Genomic DNA, 22,594 nt, shown 5'->3' with positions numbered 1-22,594 from the left:
CTACGTTTTTCGACAGGTGCCTGGCACTTCTTATTCAAATGTGCCTTTGGTGATGACGGTTTGGTTATGGACCATGTGTTGGCCTTTTGCAAACACGTGCTCTAGTTCGAGGGTTTCTTCTGATAATACAAGTAGATCAGCATCCATGCCTTCGCGTACGTTACCTTTCGTTTCAAAATGTAACGCTCTAGCTGTGTTACTTGTCACAAGTGGCAACACTTCTTCCAGTGCCATTCCATTCGTCTTTACCGCAGCAACAACTTGTTGATATAAGGTTTTCTGACTCGCAACTCCTAACCCAACTAAGTTTCCAGCCTCATCGAATTTTGGCAAGCTTCCATTCCCATCTGATGAAATAGTTAATTGATCCATATCGCCACCATTTTCCTTGTAATAACCAATTAATTCATAGGTATCTTCACCGGCCGTAAGATCAACAAAAGCTCCTTTTCGTGCCAACTCAATTGCATCATCAACTAATTCCTTACTTCTATTAATATGGGTTGCATAGATTTTCGATGGTGGAAGCTCATAATTATCGATAATTTTATGTAGTAAGCTCAAACGTTCTTTCCCAGGCCCTACATGAAAATGGGTCACACCTGCTTTCCCACTTAATAAACCACCAATGCGTGCCTCAGCAACTACTTTTGCTATCTCATCAACGGTTGGCTGTCCTGATCTCGAATCTGAAATAGCGATTTCCCCGGCACCAATGACTTTATCAATAATTATAACGTCATCTTTTACGGAGCCAGTAATTGTCGGTGTCGGCACATGATAGTTTCCTGTATAAATAAATGTACTAATTCCTTCTTCCTCAAGTCCCCTCGCTTTTGCCAATAACGATGTCATATGCCGTGTAGTACCATCTGTTCCTAATAAACCGACAACCGTTGTAATCCCTGCTGACACAACATCACTTAATTGTAATTCCGGAGTTCTTGTCGCAAAACCACCTTCTCCTCCACCACCAATTAAATGTACATGTGGATCGATAAATCCTGGTGTTACCACTTTTCCCGTCGCATCCACAATAGTTGTTTCCACTCCAAGTTCACGTACCACTTCCTCACTAATCTCTCCAATTTTTGCAATTTTCCCCTCCATTAGGAGAATATCTTGAGATCCAATATAGGTTGGCGTATACACTGCACCATTTTTAATAAGTGTTAGCATAGATTTCCATCCCCTTCCCATAGACTTCATTGAGCCTGTCAATACTACTAGTCTATAGGAATCCTCATTATTCATCAAATAGTGATTCAATTTAAATAATTTAGTTTATATTTTACTTCTCCTCAACTATACGTTCACACCATGCACATCAAATCCAGAACTGTTATAATCAATCATAAAGTGCATCTTCAATGTGGGTAGTGTTCCCACTGGTTGTTAGATGAACGAATCAGATATTTACGAGCAGTTTCCCTACTATCTTACAAACCTAGGATAACGGGCGGGGCATTATTCCAACGAAAAGGAGCTCACACGATGATCGAAGTTTACACAGACGGGGCATCAAATGGGAATCCAGGCATTAGTGGCGCTGGCATATACATTAAATCCAATGGAAAATTTTTTGAGTACTCGTTCCCATTAGGAATGCTTTCCAACCATGAAGCAGAGTTTTACGCAGTAATTAAAGCACTGGAAGTTTGTAAAGAATTTTTCCCCAATGAAATTCTTTCCTTTCGTTCAGACTCTCGTTTAGTAGTAGATACGATCGAGAAAGACTTTACCAAAAATCCTTCCTTCCTACCATTATTAGAAAAAATAAGAGAAGAAACGAAAGCTTTTCCATATTTTTTCATTAAATGGATCCCAGAAAAGCAAAACAAGCTTGCCGATAAGTTGGCTAGAAGGGCAATACATGAGCAATAGACAATATTATAGAAAAAGCACAAGCTCCTTGAATATCTCTTTTAGTTGTTGCTCTTTGAAGATAGCATTTCTATCATCTACACTTGGACTTCCTGGTCGCCGAATCTAGACGTCACTATCCATGCTGATAATTTATCGAGAGGGATTTAATTTTAACATTTTATTTAATAAAAAAACGGAAGCCATTTTACAGCCTCCGTTTTTCCTAAGATATGTCCCCTGTGAATTTCTGATTTTAGCCTATTACATTATAGGAAAAAATTAAACAAATAGATATTCTTCTTTTTGATTCATGGTAACTTCAATACTAGAACCGATTACTTCTGTAACAACTCCGCCTTTTCGAATAGGACGCAAGGTTGTTATATAATGTACACCGTTCATCTCACCTGAGTAGCTAACTTCCTCACCATTCCATGCGCTTTCATAATCGTTATACTTTTTTTCAATATCATTACTTGGAAAAACGTTCTCTATTTCATTACCGATAACCTGCTCCGAAATCAGTCCCATTCGATGCATTAACTGTCCGCCACACATCGTATGTATAAACTTTCCTTCCTCGTTTTTTATAAACTTGAAAATCATTCCTTGTTGTTGCCTAAACGTATCTCGCAATTCCATAACATCTAATTCTTTAGCCTTTTCTATCCATTTCTTTCTCGAGTCATCTTCTGATATACCATTTTGGTCAAAAATTTGCTTCATCCTATCAAAATTAGTAATAAAATCTTTTGGTGGCAAAGGCTTACTAAATAGGTATCCTTGTGCTTCATTACAGAGATTTCGTTGAAGTAGACCGAGATGCTCGACCGTTTCAACCCCTTCTGCTATTACCTCAAAATCCAATTGATGAGCCATGACTATGATGGTCTTAATAATTGCTTCATCATTTTTATCCTCGGTACTGTTTCTTACAAAAGATTGGTCGATTTTTAATTTATTTATTGGAAAATCCTTCAAATAGTGAAGCGAACTATATCCTGTCCCAAAGTCATCCAGACTAATTTGAACACCTAAATCCTTCAACTCATGCAAAACTTTTAACCCACGTTCCGTATCCATTATCATGCTTTCTGTAATTTCCAACTCGAGATAGTATGGATCCAAATCTGTTTCTCGCAAGATGTCTTGAACCATATCGACAAGATTTGGTTGGTAAAGCTGTCGCACAGATAGGTTTACGGATACGACCATTGGATCTAAACCGTCATCTTGCCATTTTTTATTTTGTATACACGCTTGTCGTAATACCCATTCACCAATTGGGATTATTAAGCCCGTTTCCTCTGCGAGTGGAATAAATTCAGCCGGAGAGATCATTCCTTTTTCTGCATGCTTCCATCGAATCAGTGCCTCTGTACCGGATATCCTCCCAGACTGTAAATTTATCTTAGGCTGATAGTATAGCTCAAATTCCTGCTGACCAATTGCTTTGCGGAGATCTGCTTCAATCTCTAATCGTTCGAAAATATGGTTCGAGTGATTCGAGCGATAAAATTGGAAATTATTCTTCCCTTTACTTTTGGCTTGGTACATGGCGGAGTCAGCTTTACGTACTAATGTCTCTACGTCTTCGCCATTCGTAGGATATAAGCTAACACCAATACTCGGAGTAATATATAGTTCATACGTTTCAATATAGAACGGCTCCACAAACGATTGTAAAATCGTCTTGGCTATATTAGCTACTTCCTGGGAATCTTTATTAACTAAAGAAACGATAAATTCATCCCCGCCATATCTTGCTAGCCCTTCAATATGGTTCACACAGCTTTTTAATCGATTGCTTACTTCTTTTAGTAATAAGTCTCCAACACCATGGCCCATCGAATCATTTACCAATTTAAACCGATCTAAATCAAAAAATAGTACAGCCAATTGTTCCGTATTTTCATCTTCTATTAAAGCACTTAGTTGCTTGTTAAAACGATATCTATTTGCCAAACCAGTTAATGGATCGTGATAAGCCATGTAATCCATTGCTTCCTCCGCTCTAACCTGCTCCGTAATATCCAATACAGTTCCCGCTACAGCTGGCTTTCCTTGGTATTCTATTTTAGAGCCTATCACTTTTAAATGGACAATGGACCTGTCTTTGCGAAATGCTCGAAATTGGTGTTGGATCTTTGGAGAATTATCACCTTGCAACCGCAACCGAAGATTTTCACCTAATAATGGTTTATCGTCTGGATGAACCATATTTAGTGCCTTTGAACCAATTAATTCGCCTTCCTGATATCCTAGGAGTTCTTGAAGTTTTTCATTTACATAAACAATATCATTATTTTGTACAATATAAATTCCTGCAAGTGTATCCTCTACAAGTCTAACGTAATTCGAATTGTCCTCACGAAAGTTCTCTATCGCTTGCTCATCCCTTAAAAAATGATTATGACTTTCTCGTTGAAGCTTTATTCGTTTTTGCCTTTCCCTAATCGTCAAAAATAAAAGTGAAGTTATCGAAATCATTAGAGTTATAGTAAGATATGTAGTAAGTTCCATGTAGCACACCCTGTCTGACTTATATTATAGAAAAAGACCAATCTATACCGATTAGTCCAATGTACGCATTGGCAGCTGGCTGGCATAATCCAAAGATCTTAGCCCCTTTAGTTTTGCGTCTTCACCTTTCGATGAATTTGCCTTTTTCTTTATTCAATATGTATTATGATAATATCATTTTACTATAAAATATTACAAATTTCGATAATATATGACAAAATTATGAATTAACATTTCATTTATGTGATATTTCTAGTAGTATAGAACCAGAAACAATCTTTCATCACGGGATAAGATAGATTGGGGGTATTATTTTTGAGAAATTACGGAGCCTGTTCACACTGTGGGAAGGTCGATACAATCATATATAATTTGTGTAAAGAATGCTATGATGAAGAGGCAACTATTATAAAAAATGTAAAAGAGTACTTGTCAAAAAAACCAAACTCCAATGCAATTGAAGTAGCTACAGAAACTGGTATATCTATTGATAAAATAACTCGTTTAGTAAAGAGTGGCGTATTGAAAAGCTGAACGAAACCTACAACAAGCTCCACCATCATTAATTGGTGGAGCTTGTTTAATAATATTCTCTTTATCTGGCTTCAAAATCCACCTGTGGGAGGCCACTAATTTCAATAATTTGTCCATTTTCCAGATTTACCGTAATTCTTTCAACACCAAATTCTCCACTAGCATCCAAAATTTCATTTACTTCTGCTAAACCTCTAGCATTATAAACAAAGAAATTTCCACTACCATTTGGTGCGGTAACGTCATACCGACCTGGTTCAATGTCTAATCCTACTTCCCATGTTCCCGTACTTAATGACTCGGATAAAGTGGTATCTGCAGGTGTGAAAGTGACTGAGTTTAATCCAGATATTTCGATCTCTTGCCCATCTTCTATGTCAGTCGTTACACTAGGTACACCAAAATCGCCAGAAGAATCTAAGATTTCATTTACAACAGCACTTCCACCTTCATCGTAAATGAACAGATTTCCACTACCTTCTCCAGTAATGACATATCGCCCAGCGGGGATATCGGAACCGACAACGAACGTTCCTGTATTTAATGTTGTTTCAGTTGCAGAAGCGTTATCCCTCGTTTTTGGCTCATCCACTTCCTCCGGTTCTTCTTCCGCTTCTTCAGCTCGTTCGTCTTCTTGATTGTCTTCTTCTGTTTCACCAGTATCAGGTTCTTCATCTAATTCTTCCTCAGGTTCGTTGGTCTCCTCTTGCTCATCAGTAGCCTGATTATCTAGCTCTTCTCCTTCATCATCACCACCACCGAATATTGCAATCGCAAGAATAACTATAATAACCCAAAACCACCAACGCTTATAAATAGGCTTCTTCTTTTTTTCATCAGCCATACACAAAACCTCCTAACATACCACTAGTATCCCCCCGCAAACTAATTTTATTATCCTAAATTATGTCGGTGCCTATGTCGGTGCCAGGCACTTGAGTATGATGTGGATTACGTTTGATAGCCTTCCATTCAACTACAACCCAGCCCATTGGTGATCAACTTTCAGATCAAAAGCGCAAGCGCCCCGGATAGAGACGAACGGACTGGACTGAGCCGTAGGAGATAAAGGAAACACGGCGACCGAAGGAAGCCGATGTTGACTTATCGTACCAAGGCGAGGGAAGTCTTGTGCCTGCGTTACCTCGACACAAAGGCGGTGAAGTTTACTCGTTGAAGTTCCTTCGCTAGTCTCTGGGCGCTGGTCGATGAAAACGCCACGTCCTGTGGCATCATCGACACTAGGACGTCCTATCCGTCGAAGCTGGACGTGGCTGTTCCTACCAATTTTATAATTCCTAAGAACAAAGGTGCCAGGCACTTGTCGAAGATTCATTCGACAGGTGCCTGGCACCACGGGGGCACCCACGGGGACACCGAGGGTGAACCGAACGCAATCATTCATACCGAATGGCTACATTTTTCACCTGTGTGTAGTTATATAGCGCGATCCAGCCTTTTTCTCTACCGAATCCACTTTTTTTATAGCCTCCAAATGGCATTTGAACACCGCCACCAGCACCATAATTATTGACAAATACTTGGCCTGCATCAATTCTACTTGCTAGATAATGTGCACGGCTCACATCCTTCGTCCATACGCCAGCAACTAAACCATATTCTGTGCTATTTGCTAATTTTAACGCTTCTTGATCATCCTTAAACGTAAACACCGTCAGCACGGGACCGAAAATTTCTTCCTGTGCTAACCGGCTATTCGGCGTTAAGCCATCAATAATTGTTGGCTCTAGATAACATCCACCTGCATCAACATCGGCAGGCTTTCCACCGACCAGCACATTCCCTTCTTGCTTTGCTAGTTCCAAGTACTCCAAAATACGATCATATTGCCTTTTGTTCAAAATCGGCCCGATATCTTCATCTGCTAGTGCTGGCCCAACCTTCAGCTTTTTAAACCGCTCAACAACCCGCTTCAGGAAAGCTTCCTTAAACGATTCTTCCACTAACAAACGTGATCCAGCGGAACAGGTTTGCCCGGCATTTTGTATAATTGCTTTCACAACACCATCCACCGTTTTATCGATGTCACAATCAGCAAACACAATATTGGGCGATTTCCCGCCTAATTCCAACGTAACAGGCACCACGTTTTCATTTGCAGCCTTGGATACTGCAATACCTGTCGCAACGGAACCGGTAAACGTTAGCTGATTGATACCTGGATTCCTAGAAAGAGCAGCACCTGCCTCCGAACCATAGCCCGTGACATGATTAAAAACCCCTGCAGGCAACTCTAGCTCATCAACGTATTCAGCGATCCTGCAAGCCGTCATTGGGGTATCTTCGGCACTTTTTACAACAACGGTATTCCCCATCGCAATAGCTGCCGCAACACTTCTGGATAAAATTTGAATTGGATAATTCCACGGTACAATATGTGCCGTTACGCCAATTGGTTCGCGAACGACGTAGTCTAGTAATCCATCCTCAATCGGAATCGTTTCTCCCATTACTTTATCCGCAGCCCCTGCGTAAAATTCAAAGTAACGAATGGCCGCATCAATATCCGCATAGCCTTGGGATAAGGGCTTTCCTACATCCTGTGATTCTAGGTTTGCAAGTTCATCACGGTCGCGTTCCAGCCTGCCCGCAATTTTGTATAATAATCTTCCACGTTCAAACGGCTTTACTTTTCTCCATTCATCACTTTCAAAAGCACGTTTCGCAGCTTGTACCGCTTCATCTACATCTGCTTGTTCGCCACGCGGAAGGCTTGCCATCTGCTTTCCTGTCGATGGGTCATGAACAGCTATTGATTCTCCGTTCTTACTGTCTACCCACTCCCCATTCACATACATCTTCAATTCCTTCATCTGTACCACTCCTTATACACTTCTCCCACCATCTACGTGAAGAACACTACCAGTAATCATGCTGGCATCACCAGATAATAAAAACTTCACTGATTTGGCAATGTCCTCTGGCGTCAACAATTCTCCAAGTGGAACACTATCCTTGAAGACCGTTTGTTTGACCTCATCTACATTGGCCCCTTCTTGCGCAAATTGACCAAGCATATTTGTGTCACATGGACCTGGATGCAAAACATTTACGTTTATTTTAAAAGGAGCAAGTTCAAGTGCTAACGCCTTCGAAAAAGATTCCACGGCACCTTTGGAGGCAACATACGACTGTAAACCAGGGCGTGGTCTTGTAGTTGAAACAGATCCAATATTAACAATCGATCCAGCTTGTTCCTGTTTCATGTATTTCGCAGCTTCCCGGCACATTAAAAAGGTCATCGTCATGTTGATGTCCATAATTTTATGCCAATGGTCCAACGATATGTCCTCAATTGGTGTGGAACGTTGGGCAATTCCTGCAGCATTTACAACACCATTAATAACTCCAAATTGGTCAGATGCTTTCTGAAAAACGGTACGCACTGCCTGCTCATCAAGTAAATTTGCTTCGATATCCATAAACGTCCGATTTCCTTTGTAGTTACTTAGGCTGTCCACATTTATATCACAGCCGACAACATTGGCTCCCGCTTCTAGCAAGGCTCCAACGATGGCGTTTCCCATGCCTCCACCGGCACCAGCGACAACAACTGTTTTATCATTCAATGACATGTTTATCCCCTCCGTTATTCATACAGCTTTGCGATCAATGCACTGCCTACCTCTTCTGTTGTTGCAGCGCCACCAATATCTGGTGTGAGCGTCTGTTTTTCCTGCAACAACGATTCCATCGCGGCAACAAGTTGATCATGTAAATCCTTCCGTCCTAGGTGATCGAGCATTAAAGCGACCGACCAAATTTGCGCAAGTGGGTTGGCAATCCCTTTCCCTGCGATATCTGGTGCCGAACCATGTACCGGCTCAAACATCGATGGAAATTCTTTTTCTGGGTTGATATTTCCAGATGGCGCCATACCAAGTCCTCCAACAATCGCCGAACCTAGGTCTGACAAAATATCGCCAAATAAGTTCGATGCAACAACGACATCGAAGCTTTCTGGACGTTGGACAAAATAAGCTGCTAACGCATCAATATAATATTTTTCATAATCGATGTCAGGATGTTTTTCTGCTACTTCCTCCACTACTGTGTCCCAGAATTTCATTACATGAATAATCGCATTCGACTTCGTTGCATTCGTTACCTTCTGAAAATCATGGCTTCGTGCATAGTTAAAAGCATACTCGGAAATTTGCGTAATTCCTTGCTTTGTCATGATGTTATTTTGTACGGCTAATTCCCGATTTTCGCCAGTAAACATTGTCCCACCAACATCTGAGTATTCGCCTTCTGTATTTTCCCGAAGAATCACAAAGTCGATGTTCCGATCGGATTTCAGTGGACCTGCGAGACCATCAAGCAATTTAACGGGACGTATATTGACATACTGTTTAAATGTTTTACGAATTGGCATGATCAATTCCCAAATGGATACCTGATCCGGGACGCGGCTGTCGCCAATCGCCCCGAATAAAATAGCATCATAGTTTTTGAGAATCTCAAGTCCATCCTCTGGCATCATCCTGCCATAAGCAAGATAATAGTCGGAATTCCAATCGAAAATATCATAGTCGAAGGCAATCGATTCTCGCTCGTTCATGGCATCAATCACCTTTAGTGCTTCCTTCATTACTTCCTTACCGACACCATCCCCTGGAATGACGGCTAGGCTATACATTTTCTTTTTCCCCATTCAAGAAATTCAAGGCAGCCTTGCGGTAGATTTGGGTTGTCTCGCCGAGTTCTTTAATATCCACATACTCATTAATCTGATGCGGAATATCACGATCTCCTGCACCAATCGTTACAATTGGTACTCCGTGGATGTGTAGAAAGGTACCATCTGTAGCACCAGGAACGCCGTTATACTTCGGCTCTACTTTCAGTACATCCTTAACGGCTTTATACGTAGCCGTTACAACTGGATCTTCCTTTGATGTTTCTGTTGCTGGGCGATTATCAATCACCTCATATTCTGCTTTAAAGTTCGGATCTTGTTCTTGTAAATCAGAAAATATCTTCTCGATTTTTCCAATTAACGCATCATGATCCTGACTAGGGATGGTACGAATATCTAGCGTTGTCATACACCGGTCTGGAATCACATTAATTTGTGCATCCCCAGTAACTGGCGCTTGTAAAATGGTTGGTGTAATGCTCGGCCATTTTAAATATTCATGCTCTCCATGAATTTCCTGTTCTTCTTTTTCCAGGTTTTCAAGCGCAGTAATAATTCTTGCCATTCGCCAATTTGGATTGATACCACTCCATGAAATTGCTCCGTGCGCCATTTTTCCGTGGACCGTAATTTTTATCCGCAATGCCCCGCGTTGGGCGACACATAATTGATTTTCTTCTGGCTCACAAATAATTGCGCCATCGACATCATCGGCCCAGCCATTTTTAATAAAATCTTTAATACCAAGCATTAAGCTTTCTTCATCGACTGGAATACATAAAATAATTTTACCGGTGAATGCTTCTTCATCTTCTAGAATGGATTGGACTGCTGTGACCATACACGCAAGGTTCCCCTTCGTATCATTGGTCCCGCGCCCATACATTCTGCCATCAACGATTTCAGCACCGAACGGATCATATTTCCATGCCGAGCGATCTCCTTCTGTTACGACATCGGTATGTCCTTCAAAAAGCAATGTTTTCCCAGGCTTACCTGAGTCAACAACTCCAATGACATTAGGACGTCCAGGTGCAACCTCCTCCACATGCACGTCAATCCCATCAATATTTTTCAAATAATTGGCCACAAACGTCGCAGCCTTTTGTTCATTTCCATCTGGATCTTCTGGTCGATAGACGCTCGGAATTCGAACGAGCTGCTGTGTTAACGAAACAACACGTTCATAGTCTCTTCTAACTTGATCTTCTTTTACTAGTTTCATGAAACCCTCTCCTTATGCGCTCTTGTTTATGTTTTTTGTTGGAAAATAATACGCTTCTTGCTTGAACAATAGACTGAATACAATAAATGTGATCAAGGATAGTACAACCGGAATCGTTACCGTATGCACCCCTAATAATTCTCCGTATTGTTCGTTGTATAAATGAATTCCAATGTAAGAAGTAATCCCAGCAATCATGGATGCAATTGCTCCATATTTATTGGCAAACTTCCAATACAGACCAAGTACAAGTGGCCAAATAAACGCTGCCTCTAGTCCACCAAAAGCAAATAAATTCAAGAAAATTAATAGTTCTGGCGGGCTAATCGCTAGTAGGAATGCAACCGTACCAATAACCGCGGTTACACCTAAACTCAATTTTTTCACAAGACTCTCTGTTGCGTCTGGTTTCACATAGTTAATGTACACATCTTTTACAATCGAGGAACTTACTAATAATAGTAAGGAATCGACCGTTGACATCATCGCTGCTAACGGGGCAGCTAATATGATTCCAGCTAGCCATGGTGGCAGGACATCGAGTGCAACCATCGGAATAACTTGGTCGGCAACTTCAATTCCTGGTAATACAGGTCGAGCAAATACACCAATCAAGTGCATGTTCAGCATGATAAAACCAACAACAATGGTTCCGATCAATAAGGCGCGGTGCATGGATTTGGCATTTTTATACGACATTGCCCTTACCGCTACCTGTGGTAAAGCGACAACACCAACGCCAACGAGTATCCAGAAAGAAGAAACATATAATCCAGTTAGTTGTCCATCCTGACCATATGGCGTTACTAGATTTGGATTTTCGTTCATTAGGTCTGCGAAGATATTATTTAATCCGCCACCTGCAATAACAACCGCAATGAGTAAAACCAACGTCCCGAAAAACATGACAACCCCTTGGATCGTATCGGTCATCGCAACGGCACGGAATCCACCAATAACAACATAAATTAAAACGGATATGGTAAAAATAAATAATGCCGATACATAGGAGATTCCTGTGATCGATTGAATTAAGTAAGCTCCACCAACCCACTGTGCAGCCATAGCGGAGAATAAGAAAACAATGATACTAACAGCAGATAATAAAACAACAGCCGAACTCTTGTATCTTTCTTTCAAAAAGTCAATTAACGTAACTGCATTAAAACGTCTTGTTACAATGGCAAATTTTTTCCCCAATACGAGTAAGACAAAATATCCAGTGGCAACCTGTGACATTGCTAACAATACCCAACCAAGACCGATGGAATATGCTGCACCAGGTCCACCTAGGAAACTCGATGCACTACCATATGTAGCTACCATGGTCATCGCCAACACGAGTCCACCGAATTCACGACTTCCTAAGAAATAATCACTTAGAAATGATTTGGAACCTGCCATTTTACGGTTTGACCAAATCCCAACTAGAAATACGACAATTACAAAAATAATTAACGGAAAAACTACTCCCCAGTTCATGCGGAATTCACCTCATTCGATTCATCTTCTTCATCTTCAAACGGCATGTCTTTCAGTTGGAATTTCACGATATACCATACAAGCCCAACCACTACAAGAAAGCCTAAAATACAACTAAAAAAGAACCAGGCAGGAAATCCTAAGATAAACGTGTATTCCTCAGGAGCTTTCGACCCCATTCCATAAGCAAATCCATACCACCATACAAAGTTAAAAATGGCTAAAGCACAACCGATTAATGCTTCTCGATGAGCAATTTTAAACCGGTGTTCCAGTTTTCCTTCATGCTTTTGATTCATGAATTGATCCTCCTTTTGAATTATTACAATTTATTATATAGACTGAAATTTTGAAATTCATTAGACAAAGTGTTAAACTAAAAGCGCTTTCAATAAGACAAGTAGACAAATTAGAAAATAATGGAGGAAAATGCATGTTAAGCATAACCGTTCAAGAAGCACTCAAAAGACCTTCGTTTTCCGATATTACGATTCTCTCCGGAAGAGATTCCCTTACGCGTTCATTTAAGTGGGTACATGTTATTGAAAAAGTAGATTGTAGCCGCCTAATAGATGGCGGGGAACTGATCTTATCTACTGGAATTGAATGGAATAAATCAGAGGAAACAGCACTGTACTTTTTACAACAGCTACTCGATAAAAATGTCGCTGCCCTTTGTATTGAACTGGAGGATGGACTGAATTCCCTACCGTCTAGCTTTATCGAGCTGGCAGATGATCATAACTTTCCGATTATATTATTTAATGAAGAAGTAAAATTTGTTACCATCACCCAAGATTTGCACCGCTTTTTACTAGAGTTCGAAGACACGATTTGGAACGACCTAGAAACACTTTTTATTAAATTGAATGCTGCCTTTGTGGAAAATAAACAAATCGGAGACTTTTTAAAAATATTGCATCAAACACTCCATGAGCAAGTTGTGTTCAAGCAAGTTAATGGACAAGTATGGAGTTTTCCTCTATTGAGCGACCGGGATAGACAACGTGTTGAATCAGAACTTCAACGCTCAGACAACCCATATATTTCTGCAGGTGTTTCTTCATTAAATCAAGAGGTAGGAACAATTTACCTTTTGAAAGAAAAGCAATTTGCTACTAAATTTGAATTTATTTCGTTAACTCGTTGTGCTACATTTATTGGCCAATCCCTTCTATTAACCTCCCAACACCAAGAAACGAGACAACTAGAGGAGAATGAGTGGATCAAAGAAATTTTACATGAATCTCCAGACCACCAAACGGTTCTCAATCAATTAAAGAAAATAGACCATCTGTTAGACCCAAATGAAATTAGTGTCGCAGTTATTCCATTAGATTCCACAAGAAGAGGACAAGCCTTTAGTAAAAAATCACTAAGCTATATCATGCTTTCCTTACGCAGTATTATGAATCAAAATGGATTTCAAATTTTTGCAACCCCAGATTTCCATCAAAACTTCTTTATTTTGCTCATCATTAATCAGCGCGGTCGAAAGGATGTACTGGATCGTTTTAAAAAAGCAGCCCGTGAAATAGGTGCTACCAAAAATAAAAGCCTAACCAATGTTGACGTAAATTTCATGAGCGTTGGTATTTTTGTAAAAGACTTCAGTAAGCTTGCACATAGCTATGAAACTGCCATGAAAACATACAATCATCAAAAAGGGAAGATCCTTCTATACCAAGATTTGCATATTAATCGGTTGCTCGGAATCATGGAAAATAATATGGAAGTAGAGGAAATTATTCGGGATTATATAGGGCCAATCATCGAATATGATCGCAATCACAGGTTAAATTTGTTAAACACCTTGGAGCTTTACTTAAAAAATCAATGCTCCAAAAAACAAACCGCCGAGGAGCTCTATATCGTTCGCCAAACCTTATATCATCGCTTAGAAAAAATCGAAAACCTATTAAACTATGATATTACCACACCCCAAAACCGTTTCATGTGCGAATTTGCCATCTACGCCTTCAAATACAACGATGTGGAGTAGCGCGGGACAGGGGGACAGGTTTGTTGTCCCTGGGGTGGGTGGGTTAGGGGTGGGTCAGGGGGACAGGTTCCTTGTCCCACCGCCCACTACCAAACTAGAATCAAATAAAAACATCGTTTACCCAGTCAAAAGGGTAAACGATGTTTTTTCTATTATTAAAAAGGGGGCAATACACAATGTTAGCGTGACTAGCGCATAACATATCATTAGTTATAGAATAGCTAATTTATATTAAGTAGGTATAAATTATAAATGAATTATTTGTAAAGAAAGGGTTAGAGGGAAAGGTTCCACGCCTCGATTATTGTTATAGTATAGAGAGCGAACTGGTACGCGGTTCCTGCCCCTCTGTCCCACGTCGTTGGTTGGTACGCGGTTCCTGTCCCTCTGTCCCACGCTTGTCCTGCACTTATCGTACTCTTTGAATTACACTTTTTGATATTCCGGTTATTCTTGATATCTGACGAAGTGTAACTCCCTTTAATTCTTTTAATTCCTTTATAACCTTATCTCTTTTCTCTCTGTCCATTTTTTGTAATGCACTATGGTTCGTTATTCCCATTTCGTTTAAATGGTTTCTAAGTTTGTCATCAGTCATTTTTATTATTAAATGATCATCTAAACATTCATCATCATTTGTCGTCATCATGAAATCAGCAAATAATTGGATAGCTTTTTCTCTTTCAGGGGAAAATAAATTGAGGCCTAAATCGATGTCAATAAAATTGGGTTCATGAATATACTCTCCTAGACTTGTCCACTTACATTCAAATGCATTCCTTACTAAACCTGCCTTTACTGGATTTTGGTGGATATATCGAAGTACGGTTAAAAAGTAATCGGTTGTTTCTACATTTTCACTTTTATATCTTTCCTGAAATAAATGTCCAGTCCGTTCATATTTCTCATTGTACCAAAATACATAACTTGCACTAATTCGTTGGATTACCTTGGAAAGCGACTCCCCATTTTCTCTCATCAACAAATGAATATGATTATCCATAAAGCAATAACTGTAAATGGAATATCTACTAATCGTTTTATACTTTATTAATGTCTCCAACAACCTCCCTTTATCTTCCTCATCTTCAAAAATCGTTTGTCTATTAATTCCGCGCAACATAATATGGTACATACCATTGCGGCTCTTTCTTCTAGGTTTCCTTGGCATCTACTACGCACCTCCTCGTGACGGGGATTACTCGTTCCAGTTTCTTGTATTCTATGTAATTAAACTGTATTTAAAGCTAAGATAGCCGTTGGACGATTTATCGTCAAGCTTACTCCGCTGGACAAAAAAAGAATTTTTAAGTGTATTTCAAGGAGAAATTGACTTTTTACATACAACAACTTCAATAAATTGCAGAAACACCAACCCTAACCTTCCTATATATCTATTTCGCATTTAGAAGATATTTTTTCCTTATTTAAGGAAGTTCGAGTTAAGGATACGTTTCCTATTGGGACGATGTTCCTGTCCCTCCGTAACGCAGTTCCTATTAGGACGATGTTCCTGTCCCTCCGTCCCCTCCCACCTTTGCCATGCATACATAAAACGGTCAGATTTCTAAATGAAATCTGACCGTTTTTTATTATCCATTAAGTAATTTTAATGCTTCACGGTTGAATGCTGGTAGATCGTCCGGGGTACGACTCGTAACGATATTTTGGTCAACAACAACTTCTTCGTCTTTCACATTCGCACCGGCGTTAATTAGGTCTTTACGAACAGATTTAAAGCTTGTTACATTCACACCTTTTAGTAAATCTGTATCAATTAAAAACTGAGGACCGTGGCAAATAGCAAATACAGGTTTTTTTGCTTCAATAAATGCGCGTGCAAAGTCTGCATTACGATCATCAATACGTAATAAATCTGGTGAAAATCCACCAGGTACTAACAGTGCATCATAGTCATCGGCACTGACCTCACCGATTCCCTTATCAATTGTAAATGTATCTCCATTCTTACCAGTAATTTCTTTACCTGCTTCTTGTTCAATTAACTCGACGGAATGTCCCGCTTCTTTATAGTTCTTTGCCGGGTCCGTCAATTCGATTTCTTCCACCATATTGGTAACAAGAACTGCAACTTTTTTGCCCATTAAGATCCTTCCTTCCATAAGAATGTATTAATGTCTACACCCCCATTTTACAAAAGAACCCATAACCTGTGAAGAATTCTGCTTCTAAGGTGCCACTATAACTAAGGTGCCAGGCACCGACAAGACACCAACAAATTTGAAGGACAGTCCCCTCCCTCGTCTCCGGTCGGTAGGTGCCTGGCACCAACTTAATTGCCTTGAACCCACCAAATCCAACACAAAATGGTAGGTGCCTGGCACCATTAATGGCACCGTTTAAGGGTACCCATTAACTAAAATGGGTTGGTTGCCCATATTGCTGCGGTTTTGATGAAGGTGCGTTGTTCAAGTTTTAGTTGGCTGACAATATATTCGGCTAGGTCTTCAGCTTGGGTAAAGCGTTCCGGATCTCTTTGTTCCGAATTCCTTCCTCTAGTAAGGTCTGTTTCTACAAGACTCGGGGTTAGAACGTTCACGCGAATATTATTACGACGAACCTCTTGCATCAATGATTCGCTTAAGCCAATGACTGCAAATTTCGAGGCACTATACGCACTTGATCCTTCTGTTCCTTTCAAGCCCGACATGGAGGAAATATTGACAATGTCTCCACAATTTTTCTCAATCATACCAGGCAACACCGCTTTCGTAACGTGAACAATCCCCATTACGTTGGTATCCAATACCTTCTTCCATTCCTCTACGGCAAGGTCTAAGAAAGATCCGCGAACCCCTACTCCAGCATTATTAATGAGAATATCAAGTGATCCAAGCTCATTTTCTATTTCTTTAACGGCTCGCTCGACAGCAGATTCATTAGAAACATCCGCTACCGCCGTTACGAACTTAGCATCCAAATCGTTTAACTCCTTACGAATTGATGCAAAACTCTCCTCCGAACGTGCGATTAGACCAAGCTCTACACCTTCCTTTGCCAGTTCCAATGCTGTTGCTCTTCCAATTCCTCTACTCCCGCCTGTAATTAACGCTTTTTTTCCTTGTAATGATTGCATCCTATGACATCCTTTCTTTTCAATTTTCTATCATTCAACCATAACACAACTGCACCTTCCATTTCTTCCATATAATCTTTCTTGCTAAATTGTGAAACCTATCATACGATAGATACGTAGAAGAAATAGATAACTCAAAAGGAGGTGAATACAGATGCTTTTAGAATTGCTCCATGAAATGCTGAATGAATTTTCTCCGTTTTACTTATATTTGAGTGCCATTATTTCCGTATTTTATTTGAACCGGATTTACATTGGTGTCAAACACAACGTACTTGAAAATCATTTTTACATTCGAAAATGGCATGACGTACAAATTCAGTTGCTACCTGAGATGAAGATCATTCCTCGAGTTCTCGAGATGCGCAACTGGATCACAACCAAAACGAAACGCATTGAAGCACCAGATGATGATACTGACGCACCGTCCTTCTCGTTTAATCATATGAACAAATTACGAGGAGGACAACAATGGAAACAACAAAAAAATCTGTATTCACTTTCGTTAAAAAATATAGCGTCATTTTAGGGGTGCTTTGCCTACTTATTTTAACAGGGTGCCAAAGTGCAACTGGTACCGTTGATGCGAATTCTGAAGGGTTTTTTACCCATTATTTCGTGTATCCCTTTTCCGAGCTTATCAAAAGCATTGCTGGCATTTTTAATGACAACTACGGCTTATCCATCATCATCATTACATTGGTGATCCGCCTATTATTAATGCCTTTCTTTCTAAAACAAATGAAAAGCAGTATACAAATGAAAGAAAAGATGAATGTCATGAAGCCGGACATGGATACTCTGAAAGAAAAATATGATGGAAAAACGGATGCAGAATCGAGAACGAAAATGCAGCAAGAAATGATGCAGCTTTATCAAAAGCATAATATGAACCCACTTGCTTCACTGGCGGGATGCTTACCAATGATTATTCAGTTGCCCATTCTAATCGGTTTTTATTATGCCATTCGTCAAACACCTGAAATTGGTACACACAGTTTTCTATGGTTTGATCTCGGCCAATCTGATATCCCACTTACCATCATCGCTGTTATCATTTACTTTGCTCAATTTAAGGTTTCACAAATGAACATGGATCCAAAAATGAAGCAGCAAATGGCAATTATGGGTATCATTTCACCAGTTATGATCGGGATATTCTCTTTAACAGCTCCAGCAGCATTACCACTGTATTGGACAGTAGGAGGATTATTCTTACTCGTGCAAACATTTATATCTCGCAAAATATATACGAATGAAAAGTAATAGGAAAAGCACTTCCGACGGTTTAGCCGCTGGAAGTGCTTTTTATTATTATTTCAACCGAGCTGTGTTTATGCGGCGTGACGGGGGCGAGAATTACCGATCTATTTGGGACGAGGTTCCTGTCCCCATGGACCACTTCTCCCCATGGACCACCTCTCCCGTTATTTGGGACGAGGTTCCTGTCCCCACGGTCCACGACCCCATGTCCCACTCCTTCGTCTCCATCGGTGTTGGACAGTTAGGTAAGCGAGGATTCCAACGATGGCGCCGGTACTATCGATTCCTACATCTCGTATTTCTCCTGATCTACCTGGGATAAATAGTTGGTGGGTTTCATCGGAAATGGCATAAAGTACACTGATTGCAAAAGCTAATGCCATTGCTTTTCTACTCTCCACACTACTTCTTCTCAAGGCATTCATCACAAGGAATCCTAAAACAAAGTAAACCGTGAAATGTGCACCTTTACGAATAAAGAAGGTGAGATCTTCTATTTCTATGTCCACGTTAGGGTTTATCAACTGTAATGTTTTTAGGAAAATTTCTGTAACACCTTGACTGACATTGCTTGAATCTGAACCAGCTTGATGGGAAAAGCAAAAAATTAAGAGCATCCAGAGAATTACAGCTGCCCAAGAAAATAGACGTACATACATAAGCAAAATTCCTTTTTAAAAAAATGATTTCCTTTTAAATGTAAATGTTCATCTTTGGTTTTACAATGAATAAACTTCCATACTATATTCGGGATGCTGCAACCTTCTATGAGAGCTACCTTTCCCCACCTGCAAAAATAGGACGAGGTTTCCCCCGTCCACTACGATTTCTTATGCCGACTGCTTCGCTTCCAATTCACGAAGTGCTTCTTCTGACTCTTCTTTGCTCATCTTATAAATACCAATTCCTGCAAATGCCAATATAATCGCAACAACTGCTGGAAGGAAGGACATGATCGTCCACCCCGCATATCCTCCAGCACCATAGATCGATACGCCGAGCGTACTAATGTAAAACGCCCCCGATGTACCCCAAGGAATTAATGGCGCCATCATCGTTCCAACATCCTCAATCGTACGCGATAACGTGCGAGCTGGCATTTTTGCTCGTAAGAATGGCTTTTTAAACATTTCCGGAATTAAAATTGCTACGGTATACGACGTACCGGATAGAACAAGAATGATAAACTCTGTAAACAACGTCGTAATCATTACTGGACCACGCTTTTTCACGCGCTTGTATAATGGGCGAAGGGCAGTTTCTAAAAACCCTGCCTTACTAATGATCGCTGTGTACGCATAACCACAGTAAATAATGATCACAACACTCACCATGGACATAATTCCACCACGGTTTAGCAACGTATGAATGTCATCCGATAGACTCGCTACCTCGATACCTGGAATCATACTTGCATCAAACCCACTGAAGGCTGCTTCCATTCCATCCTGCAAAGAAAACCCTTGGTAGAATACCCCAAGCAAAACTGCCGTCAAGCAACCAACTAGCATCGTGGGTACCGGTGGTTTTTTCGTGATCGCACCAAAAAGGATAACTACAAGCGGAATTAACAGCAATGGACTCCATGAAAAAATAGCTTCCAATTCCGTTACCATGCTAAGACCGTCAATTGTCCCTGCTTCCCCATTCACGGCTAAACTATTTCCAACAATTAAGAAGAAAAAGAACGTAATCACTGCAGCTGGGACAGTCGTCCACATCATGGATTTAATATGATCGTACAAAATAACCCCTGACGTAGCAGCAGATAGATTCGTAGTTTCTGAAAGAGGTGACATCTTATCACCAAAAATTGCCCCTGAAATAACGGCTGCGGCTGTAATATGAAGTGGAACATCAAGTCCCGCCGCAATACTCATAAACGCCACACCTACTGTTCCTGCAGAACCCCATGAAGTACCAGTTACAGTTGAAAAGATGATACACATAACAAATGCGGAAACAAGGAGATACTGTGGATTTACTAACTGCAATCCATAATAGATTAGCATCGGGATCGATCCACTAAAAATAAATGTCGCAATCACGATACCAATAACCCAAATGATCAAAATTGCCGGGGTGGCACTAATAATACGGTTGGTAATTGCCTTTTCCAAGTCACTCCAGGTATACCCAATTCGCCATGCTAATATTCCAGCCGTTGCAGCAGCAGCAATCATCATTAGCTCTACCCGAAGTCCAAAAATCAGATATCCAACAAAAACAAAGAATACCATAAATAAAAATGATATAATTGATTCGAAAAATGTTGCCTCTCTTTTTCTTTTTTCCATAAAAACCTCCTACCAGTAATTCAGTTTGTTTAATATGGAGCATTCTAGAATACGATAAATCTCACATTTCAAGTAGCTCCCGAAGACAGCGGCAATTATTAACTATACAATTAATTCAGAGTTTTTTCAAATTTACCCAAAAAAAATGACAGGTGCCTGGCACCGACTTAAGTCTTGGAGGTAGACATGTTTGCGCTTACTGCCGTATACTTATTTTATTTATTCCGGATGGAGATTTGGTAGGAATATCCTCACGTCAACAATTCGAGTTTTCGATGGAAGATTAGGATCGTAAGTTACCGATTCGTTCATCTACCATCTACCAATCAGCGAGGATAAAAAACTAGATTCAACTTATGTATAATTACTAGTTCGATAGAAAGGTGTACGATTGTCATGTTACATAATCCAACAGGAAAAGAGCGAATAGGCTTAGCATTTTTACTTAGTATGCTTGGCATATTAGGTCCATTGAATATTGATATGTATTTACCAAGCTTTCCAGAGATCGCTGGGGATCTAGAAGCGACCGCCTCCCTTGTACAGTTGAGTTTAACAGCTTGTCTCATCGGATTAGCGGTAGGTCAGCTAATCATCGGTCCGATTAGTGATTCTCATGGACGCAGAAAACCATTGCTCATCTCGATTTCCTTATTTGCAGTGTCATCATTACTATGTGCACTAGCCCCAAATATTACGATATTGGTTGCTGCACGATTTTTACAAGGATTTACGGCTTCAGCAGGGATTGTTTTATCCCGAGCTGTTGTTCGGGATGTGTTTAGTGGAAGAGAGCTCACGAAATTCTTTGCTCTGCTAATGGTAATTAATGCCACGGCACCAATGATTGCCCCAATGACGGGTGGAGCAATTCTTCTGCTACCATTTGCTAGCTGGCATACGATTTTTTATTTTCTAAGTATACTTGGGGTAATTATTGTACTCACAATTACTGTAAAATTACCCGAAACATTGGCTCCAGAAAAGCGCATCCCCAGTTCGGTTGGCCAATCGATTCGTACGATCGGCAGCCTATGGACAGATCGATCCTTTATTGGATATGCATTGGTTGTCGGCTTTGTCCACGGGGGAAGCTTTGCGTATGTATCGGGAACCCCGTTTGTGTACCAAGGGATTTACGATGTATCACCGCAAGTTTTTAGTGTGTTGTTTGGGATAAATGGTCTAGCCATTATTACGGGGAGCTTTACGATCGGGAGGTTAGGTGGAATCATCCATGAGAAAAGCTTGCTACGAACGGCGGTTATTATTGCAGTAAGTGCAACTTCCTTCCTTCTAATCATGACCATTATCGAAGGACCATTAGTCCTCATTGTTATCCCAATTTTTATTTACATGACGTCGATGGGGATGATCCTAACAAGCTCCTTTTCATTGGCAATGGAAAAGCAAGGACATCGCGCCGGGAGTGCAAGTGCTGTATTAGGGATGCTCCCATTAGTAATCGGATCGATTGTGTCTCCACTTGTTGGATTAAACGAAGCATCCGCAGTACCGATGGGAACCATTTTATTTAGTACTTCCCTTATTGGATGCATTGCATTTTTTACGTTAACAAAAAAAGTGAATAAAACTGAAAAAGTTGGACAATAATAAGTACTATCCTCCCCCTAGCAAAATG

Annotated in this window: 20 protein-coding genes and 1 riboswitch; of the genes, 6 read left to right on the top strand and 14 right to left on the bottom strand. The window is 40.3% G+C overall.

Annotation, left to right across the window (positions count from 1 at the left end):
• Nucleotides 1-30 precede the first annotated feature (30 nt).
• Nucleotides 31-1,179: a beta-aspartyl-peptidase gene (iadA, locus tag BMX40_RS05190; RefSeq protein ID WP_090867537.1), complete on the bottom strand. Its 1,149-nt coding sequence runs from the start codon at nucleotides 1,177-1,179 to the stop codon at nucleotides 31-33.
• 315 nt (nucleotides 1,180-1,494) lie between these two features.
• On the opposite strand from iadA, the gene BMX40_RS05185 reads away from it, so the two are divergent.
• Nucleotides 1,495-1,884 (top strand): ribonuclease HI family protein, encoded by a 390-nt coding sequence (locus tag BMX40_RS05185; RefSeq protein WP_090867535.1) that lies wholly within the window; start codon nucleotides 1,495-1,497, stop codon nucleotides 1,882-1,884.
• Between the two features lie 261 nt (nucleotides 1,885-2,145).
• On the opposite strand, the gene BMX40_RS05180 is transcribed toward BMX40_RS05185, so the two are convergent.
• On the bottom strand, nucleotides 2,146-4,389 hold the full coding sequence (locus tag BMX40_RS05180) for a putative bifunctional diguanylate cyclase/phosphodiesterase (RefSeq protein ID WP_090867533.1): 2,244 nt from the start codon (nucleotides 4,387-4,389) through the stop codon (nucleotides 2,146-2,148).
• 67 nt (nucleotides 4,390-4,456) lie between these two features.
• Nucleotides 4,457-4,541: riboswitch (cyclic di-GMP riboswitch) on the bottom strand.
• 163 nt (nucleotides 4,542-4,704) lie between these two features.
• Here BMX40_RS05180 and BMX40_RS05175 point away from each other — a divergent pair.
• Nucleotides 4,705-4,923: a hypothetical protein gene (locus BMX40_RS05175; RefSeq protein ID WP_090867531.1), complete on the top strand. Its 219-nt coding sequence runs from the start codon at nucleotides 4,705-4,707 to the stop codon at nucleotides 4,921-4,923.
• Between the two features lie 61 nt (nucleotides 4,924-4,984).
• Here the strand turns inward: BMX40_RS05175 and BMX40_RS05170 are convergent, their stop codons facing one another.
• From BMX40_RS05170 to BMX40_RS05135, 7 genes are all read right to left on the bottom strand, one after another.
• Complete coding sequence (locus BMX40_RS05170) at nucleotides 4,985-5,767, bottom strand: hypothetical protein (protein WP_090867529.1); 783 nt, start codon at nucleotides 5,765-5,767, stop codon at nucleotides 4,985-4,987.
• A gap of 553 nt (nucleotides 5,768-6,320) precedes the next feature.
• Nucleotides 6,321-7,757 carry an aldehyde dehydrogenase family protein gene (locus tag BMX40_RS05160; RefSeq protein ID WP_090867525.1) on the bottom strand — a complete coding sequence of 479 codons (1,437 nt, stop codon included), beginning with the start codon at nucleotides 7,755-7,757 and terminating at the stop codon, nucleotides 6,321-6,323.
• A 12-nt stretch (nucleotides 7,758-7,769) separates the two neighbouring features.
• Nucleotides 7,770-8,519: an SDR family NAD(P)-dependent oxidoreductase gene (locus BMX40_RS05155; RefSeq protein ID WP_090867523.1), complete on the bottom strand. Its 750-nt coding sequence runs from the start codon at nucleotides 8,517-8,519 to the stop codon at nucleotides 7,770-7,772.
• A gap of 14 nt (nucleotides 8,520-8,533) precedes the next feature.
• Nucleotides 8,534-9,586 carry a tartrate dehydrogenase gene (locus BMX40_RS05150; RefSeq protein WP_244513361.1) on the bottom strand — a complete coding sequence of 351 codons (1,053 nt, stop codon included), beginning with the start codon at nucleotides 9,584-9,586 and terminating at the stop codon, nucleotides 8,534-8,536.
• Nucleotides 9,579-10,811 carry a M20 family metallopeptidase gene (locus BMX40_RS05145; protein ID WP_090867518.1) on the bottom strand — a complete coding sequence of 411 codons (1,233 nt, stop codon included), beginning with the start codon at nucleotides 10,809-10,811 and terminating at the stop codon, nucleotides 9,579-9,581. Before BMX40_RS05145 ends, BMX40_RS05150 begins: the two co-directional genes overlap by 8 nt.
• Before the next feature lie 12 nt (nucleotides 10,812-10,823).
• Nucleotides 10,824-12,293, bottom strand: coding sequence for a sodium/pantothenate symporter (panF, locus tag BMX40_RS05140; protein ID WP_090867516.1), 1,470 nt, complete (start codon nucleotides 12,291-12,293; stop codon nucleotides 10,824-10,826).
• Entirely contained in the window at nucleotides 12,290-12,592 is a 303-nt protein-coding gene (locus tag BMX40_RS05135) for a YhdT family protein (RefSeq protein WP_090867514.1), read from the bottom strand. The genes panF and BMX40_RS05135 overlap by 4 nt, the downstream gene beginning before the upstream one ends.
• Nucleotides 12,593-12,726: 134 nt before the next feature.
• Here BMX40_RS05135 and BMX40_RS05130 point away from each other — a divergent pair, with 134 nt between their 5' ends.
• On the top strand, nucleotides 12,727-14,295 hold the full coding sequence (locus tag BMX40_RS05130) for a PucR family transcriptional regulator (protein WP_090867512.1): 1,569 nt from the start codon (nucleotides 12,727-12,729) through the stop codon (nucleotides 14,293-14,295).
• Between the two features lie 409 nt (nucleotides 14,296-14,704).
• On the opposite strand, the gene BMX40_RS05125 is transcribed toward BMX40_RS05130, so the two are convergent.
• The 3 genes from BMX40_RS05125 to BMX40_RS05115 form a co-directional block, all read right to left on the bottom strand.
• Nucleotides 14,705-15,466, bottom strand: a complete 762-nt coding sequence (locus tag BMX40_RS05125) for a transposase (protein WP_090867510.1) — start codon at nucleotides 15,464-15,466, stop codon at nucleotides 14,705-14,707.
• A 421-nt stretch (nucleotides 15,467-15,887) separates the two neighbouring features.
• The gene (locus tag BMX40_RS05120) at nucleotides 15,888-16,400 is read right to left on the bottom strand and encodes a type 1 glutamine amidotransferase domain-containing protein (RefSeq protein ID WP_090867509.1); all 513 of its coding nucleotides are present in this window, start codon (nucleotides 16,398-16,400) and stop codon (nucleotides 15,888-15,890) included.
• A 272-nt stretch (nucleotides 16,401-16,672) separates the two neighbouring features.
• On the bottom strand, nucleotides 16,673-17,392 hold the full coding sequence (locus BMX40_RS05115; protein ID WP_090867507.1) for a 3-ketoacyl-ACP reductase: 720 nt from the start codon (nucleotides 17,390-17,392) through the stop codon (nucleotides 16,673-16,675).
• Nucleotides 17,393-17,546: 154 nt separating this feature from the next.
• Here BMX40_RS05115 and BMX40_RS05110 point away from each other — a divergent pair, with 154 nt between their 5' ends.
• The gene (locus tag BMX40_RS05110) at nucleotides 17,547-17,921 is read left to right on the top strand and encodes a hypothetical protein (protein ID WP_090867505.1); all 375 of its coding nucleotides are present in this window, start codon (nucleotides 17,547-17,549) and stop codon (nucleotides 17,919-17,921) included.
• A complete protein-coding gene (gene yidC, locus BMX40_RS05105; RefSeq protein WP_090867503.1) occupies nucleotides 17,864-18,658 on the top strand; it encodes a membrane protein insertase YidC in 795 nt (264 codons plus the stop codon). Before BMX40_RS05110 ends, yidC begins: the two co-directional genes overlap by 58 nt.
• A gap of 161 nt (nucleotides 18,659-18,819) precedes the next feature.
• Here yidC and BMX40_RS05100 read toward each other — a convergent pair whose 3' ends face one another.
• Both BMX40_RS05100 and nhaC read right to left on the bottom strand, forming a co-directional pair.
• On the bottom strand, nucleotides 18,820-19,314 hold the full coding sequence (locus BMX40_RS05100) for a VanZ family protein (RefSeq protein WP_090867501.1): 495 nt from the start codon (nucleotides 19,312-19,314) through the stop codon (nucleotides 18,820-18,822).
• 171 nt (nucleotides 19,315-19,485) lie between these two features.
• On the bottom strand, nucleotides 19,486-20,952 hold the full coding sequence (gene nhaC, locus BMX40_RS05095; protein WP_090867499.1) for a Na+/H+ antiporter NhaC: 1,467 nt from the start codon (nucleotides 20,950-20,952) through the stop codon (nucleotides 19,486-19,488).
• Between the two features lie 396 nt (nucleotides 20,953-21,348).
• Between nhaC and BMX40_RS05090 the strand changes: the two genes are divergently transcribed.
• On the top strand, nucleotides 21,349-22,566 hold the full coding sequence (locus BMX40_RS05090) for a Bcr/CflA family efflux MFS transporter (RefSeq protein ID WP_090867497.1): 1,218 nt from the start codon (nucleotides 21,349-21,351) through the stop codon (nucleotides 22,564-22,566).
• The last annotated feature ends 28 nt before the right edge of the window (nucleotides 22,567-22,594 follow it).

The sequence above is a fragment of the Oceanobacillus limi genome (genome assembly GCF_900111445.1).
GTDB classification, from domain to species: domain Bacteria; phylum Bacillota; class Bacilli; order Bacillales; family Amphibacillaceae; genus Ornithinibacillus; species Ornithinibacillus limi.
The sequence above is the reverse complement of the archived record's forward strand: the minus strand, read 5'-3'. Positions and strand labels throughout refer to the sequence as shown.

Coding starts and splice junctions, on each gene's coding strand:
- BMX40_RS05180 (WP_090867533.1), bottom strand. CDS start 4,389: ATGGAACTTACTACATATCTTACTATAACTCTAATGATTTCGATAACT.
- BMX40_RS05160 (WP_090867525.1), bottom strand. CDS start 7,757: ATGAAGGAATTGAAGATGTATGTGAATGGGGAGTGGGTAGACAGTAAG.
- BMX40_RS05185 (WP_090867535.1), top strand. CDS start 1,495: ATGATCGAAGTTTACACAGACGGGGCATCAAATGGGAATCCAGGCATT.
- BMX40_RS05115 (WP_090867507.1), bottom strand. CDS start 17,392: ATGCAATCATTACAAGGAAAAAAAGCGTTAATTACAGGCGGGAGTAGA.
- iadA (WP_090867537.1), bottom strand. CDS start 1,179: ATGCTAACACTTATTAAAAATGGTGCAGTGTATACGCCAACCTATATT.
- BMX40_RS05125 (WP_090867510.1), bottom strand. CDS start 15,466: ATGCCAAGGAAACCTAGAAGAAAGAGCCGCAATGGTATGTACCATATT.
- BMX40_RS05130 (WP_090867512.1), top strand. CDS start 12,727: ATGTTAAGCATAACCGTTCAAGAAGCACTCAAAAGACCTTCGTTTTCC.
- yidC (WP_090867503.1), top strand. CDS start 17,864: ATGGAAACAACAAAAAAATCTGTATTCACTTTCGTTAAAAAATATAGC.
- BMX40_RS05120 (WP_090867509.1), bottom strand. CDS start 16,400: ATGGGCAAAAAAGTTGCAGTTCTTGTTACCAATATGGTGGAAGAAATC.
- BMX40_RS05135 (WP_090867514.1), bottom strand. CDS start 12,592: ATGAATCAAAAGCATGAAGGAAAACTGGAACACCGGTTTAAAATTGCT.
- BMX40_RS05150 (WP_244513361.1), bottom strand. CDS start 9,586: ATGTATAGCCTAGCCGTCATTCCAGGGGATGGTGTCGGTAAGGAAGTA.
- nhaC (WP_090867499.1), bottom strand. CDS start 20,952: ATGGAAAAAAGAAAAAGAGAGGCAACATTTTTCGAATCAATTATATCA.
- BMX40_RS05155 (WP_090867523.1), bottom strand. CDS start 8,519: ATGTCATTGAATGATAAAACAGTTGTTGTCGCTGGTGCCGGTGGAGGC.
- BMX40_RS05170 (WP_090867529.1), bottom strand. CDS start 5,767: ATGGCTGATGAAAAAAAGAAGAAGCCTATTTATAAGCGTTGGTGGTTT.
- panF (WP_090867516.1), bottom strand. CDS start 12,293: ATGAACTGGGGAGTAGTTTTTCCGTTAATTATTTTTGTAATTGTCGTA.
- BMX40_RS05145 (WP_090867518.1), bottom strand. CDS start 10,811: ATGAAACTAGTAAAAGAAGATCAAGTTAGAAGAGACTATGAACGTGTT.
- BMX40_RS05090 (WP_090867497.1), top strand. CDS start 21,349: ATGTTACATAATCCAACAGGAAAAGAGCGAATAGGCTTAGCATTTTTA.
- BMX40_RS05100 (WP_090867501.1), bottom strand. CDS start 19,314: ATGTATGTACGTCTATTTTCTTGGGCAGCTGTAATTCTCTGGATGCTC.
- BMX40_RS05110 (WP_090867505.1), top strand. CDS start 17,547: ATGCTTTTAGAATTGCTCCATGAAATGCTGAATGAATTTTCTCCGTTT.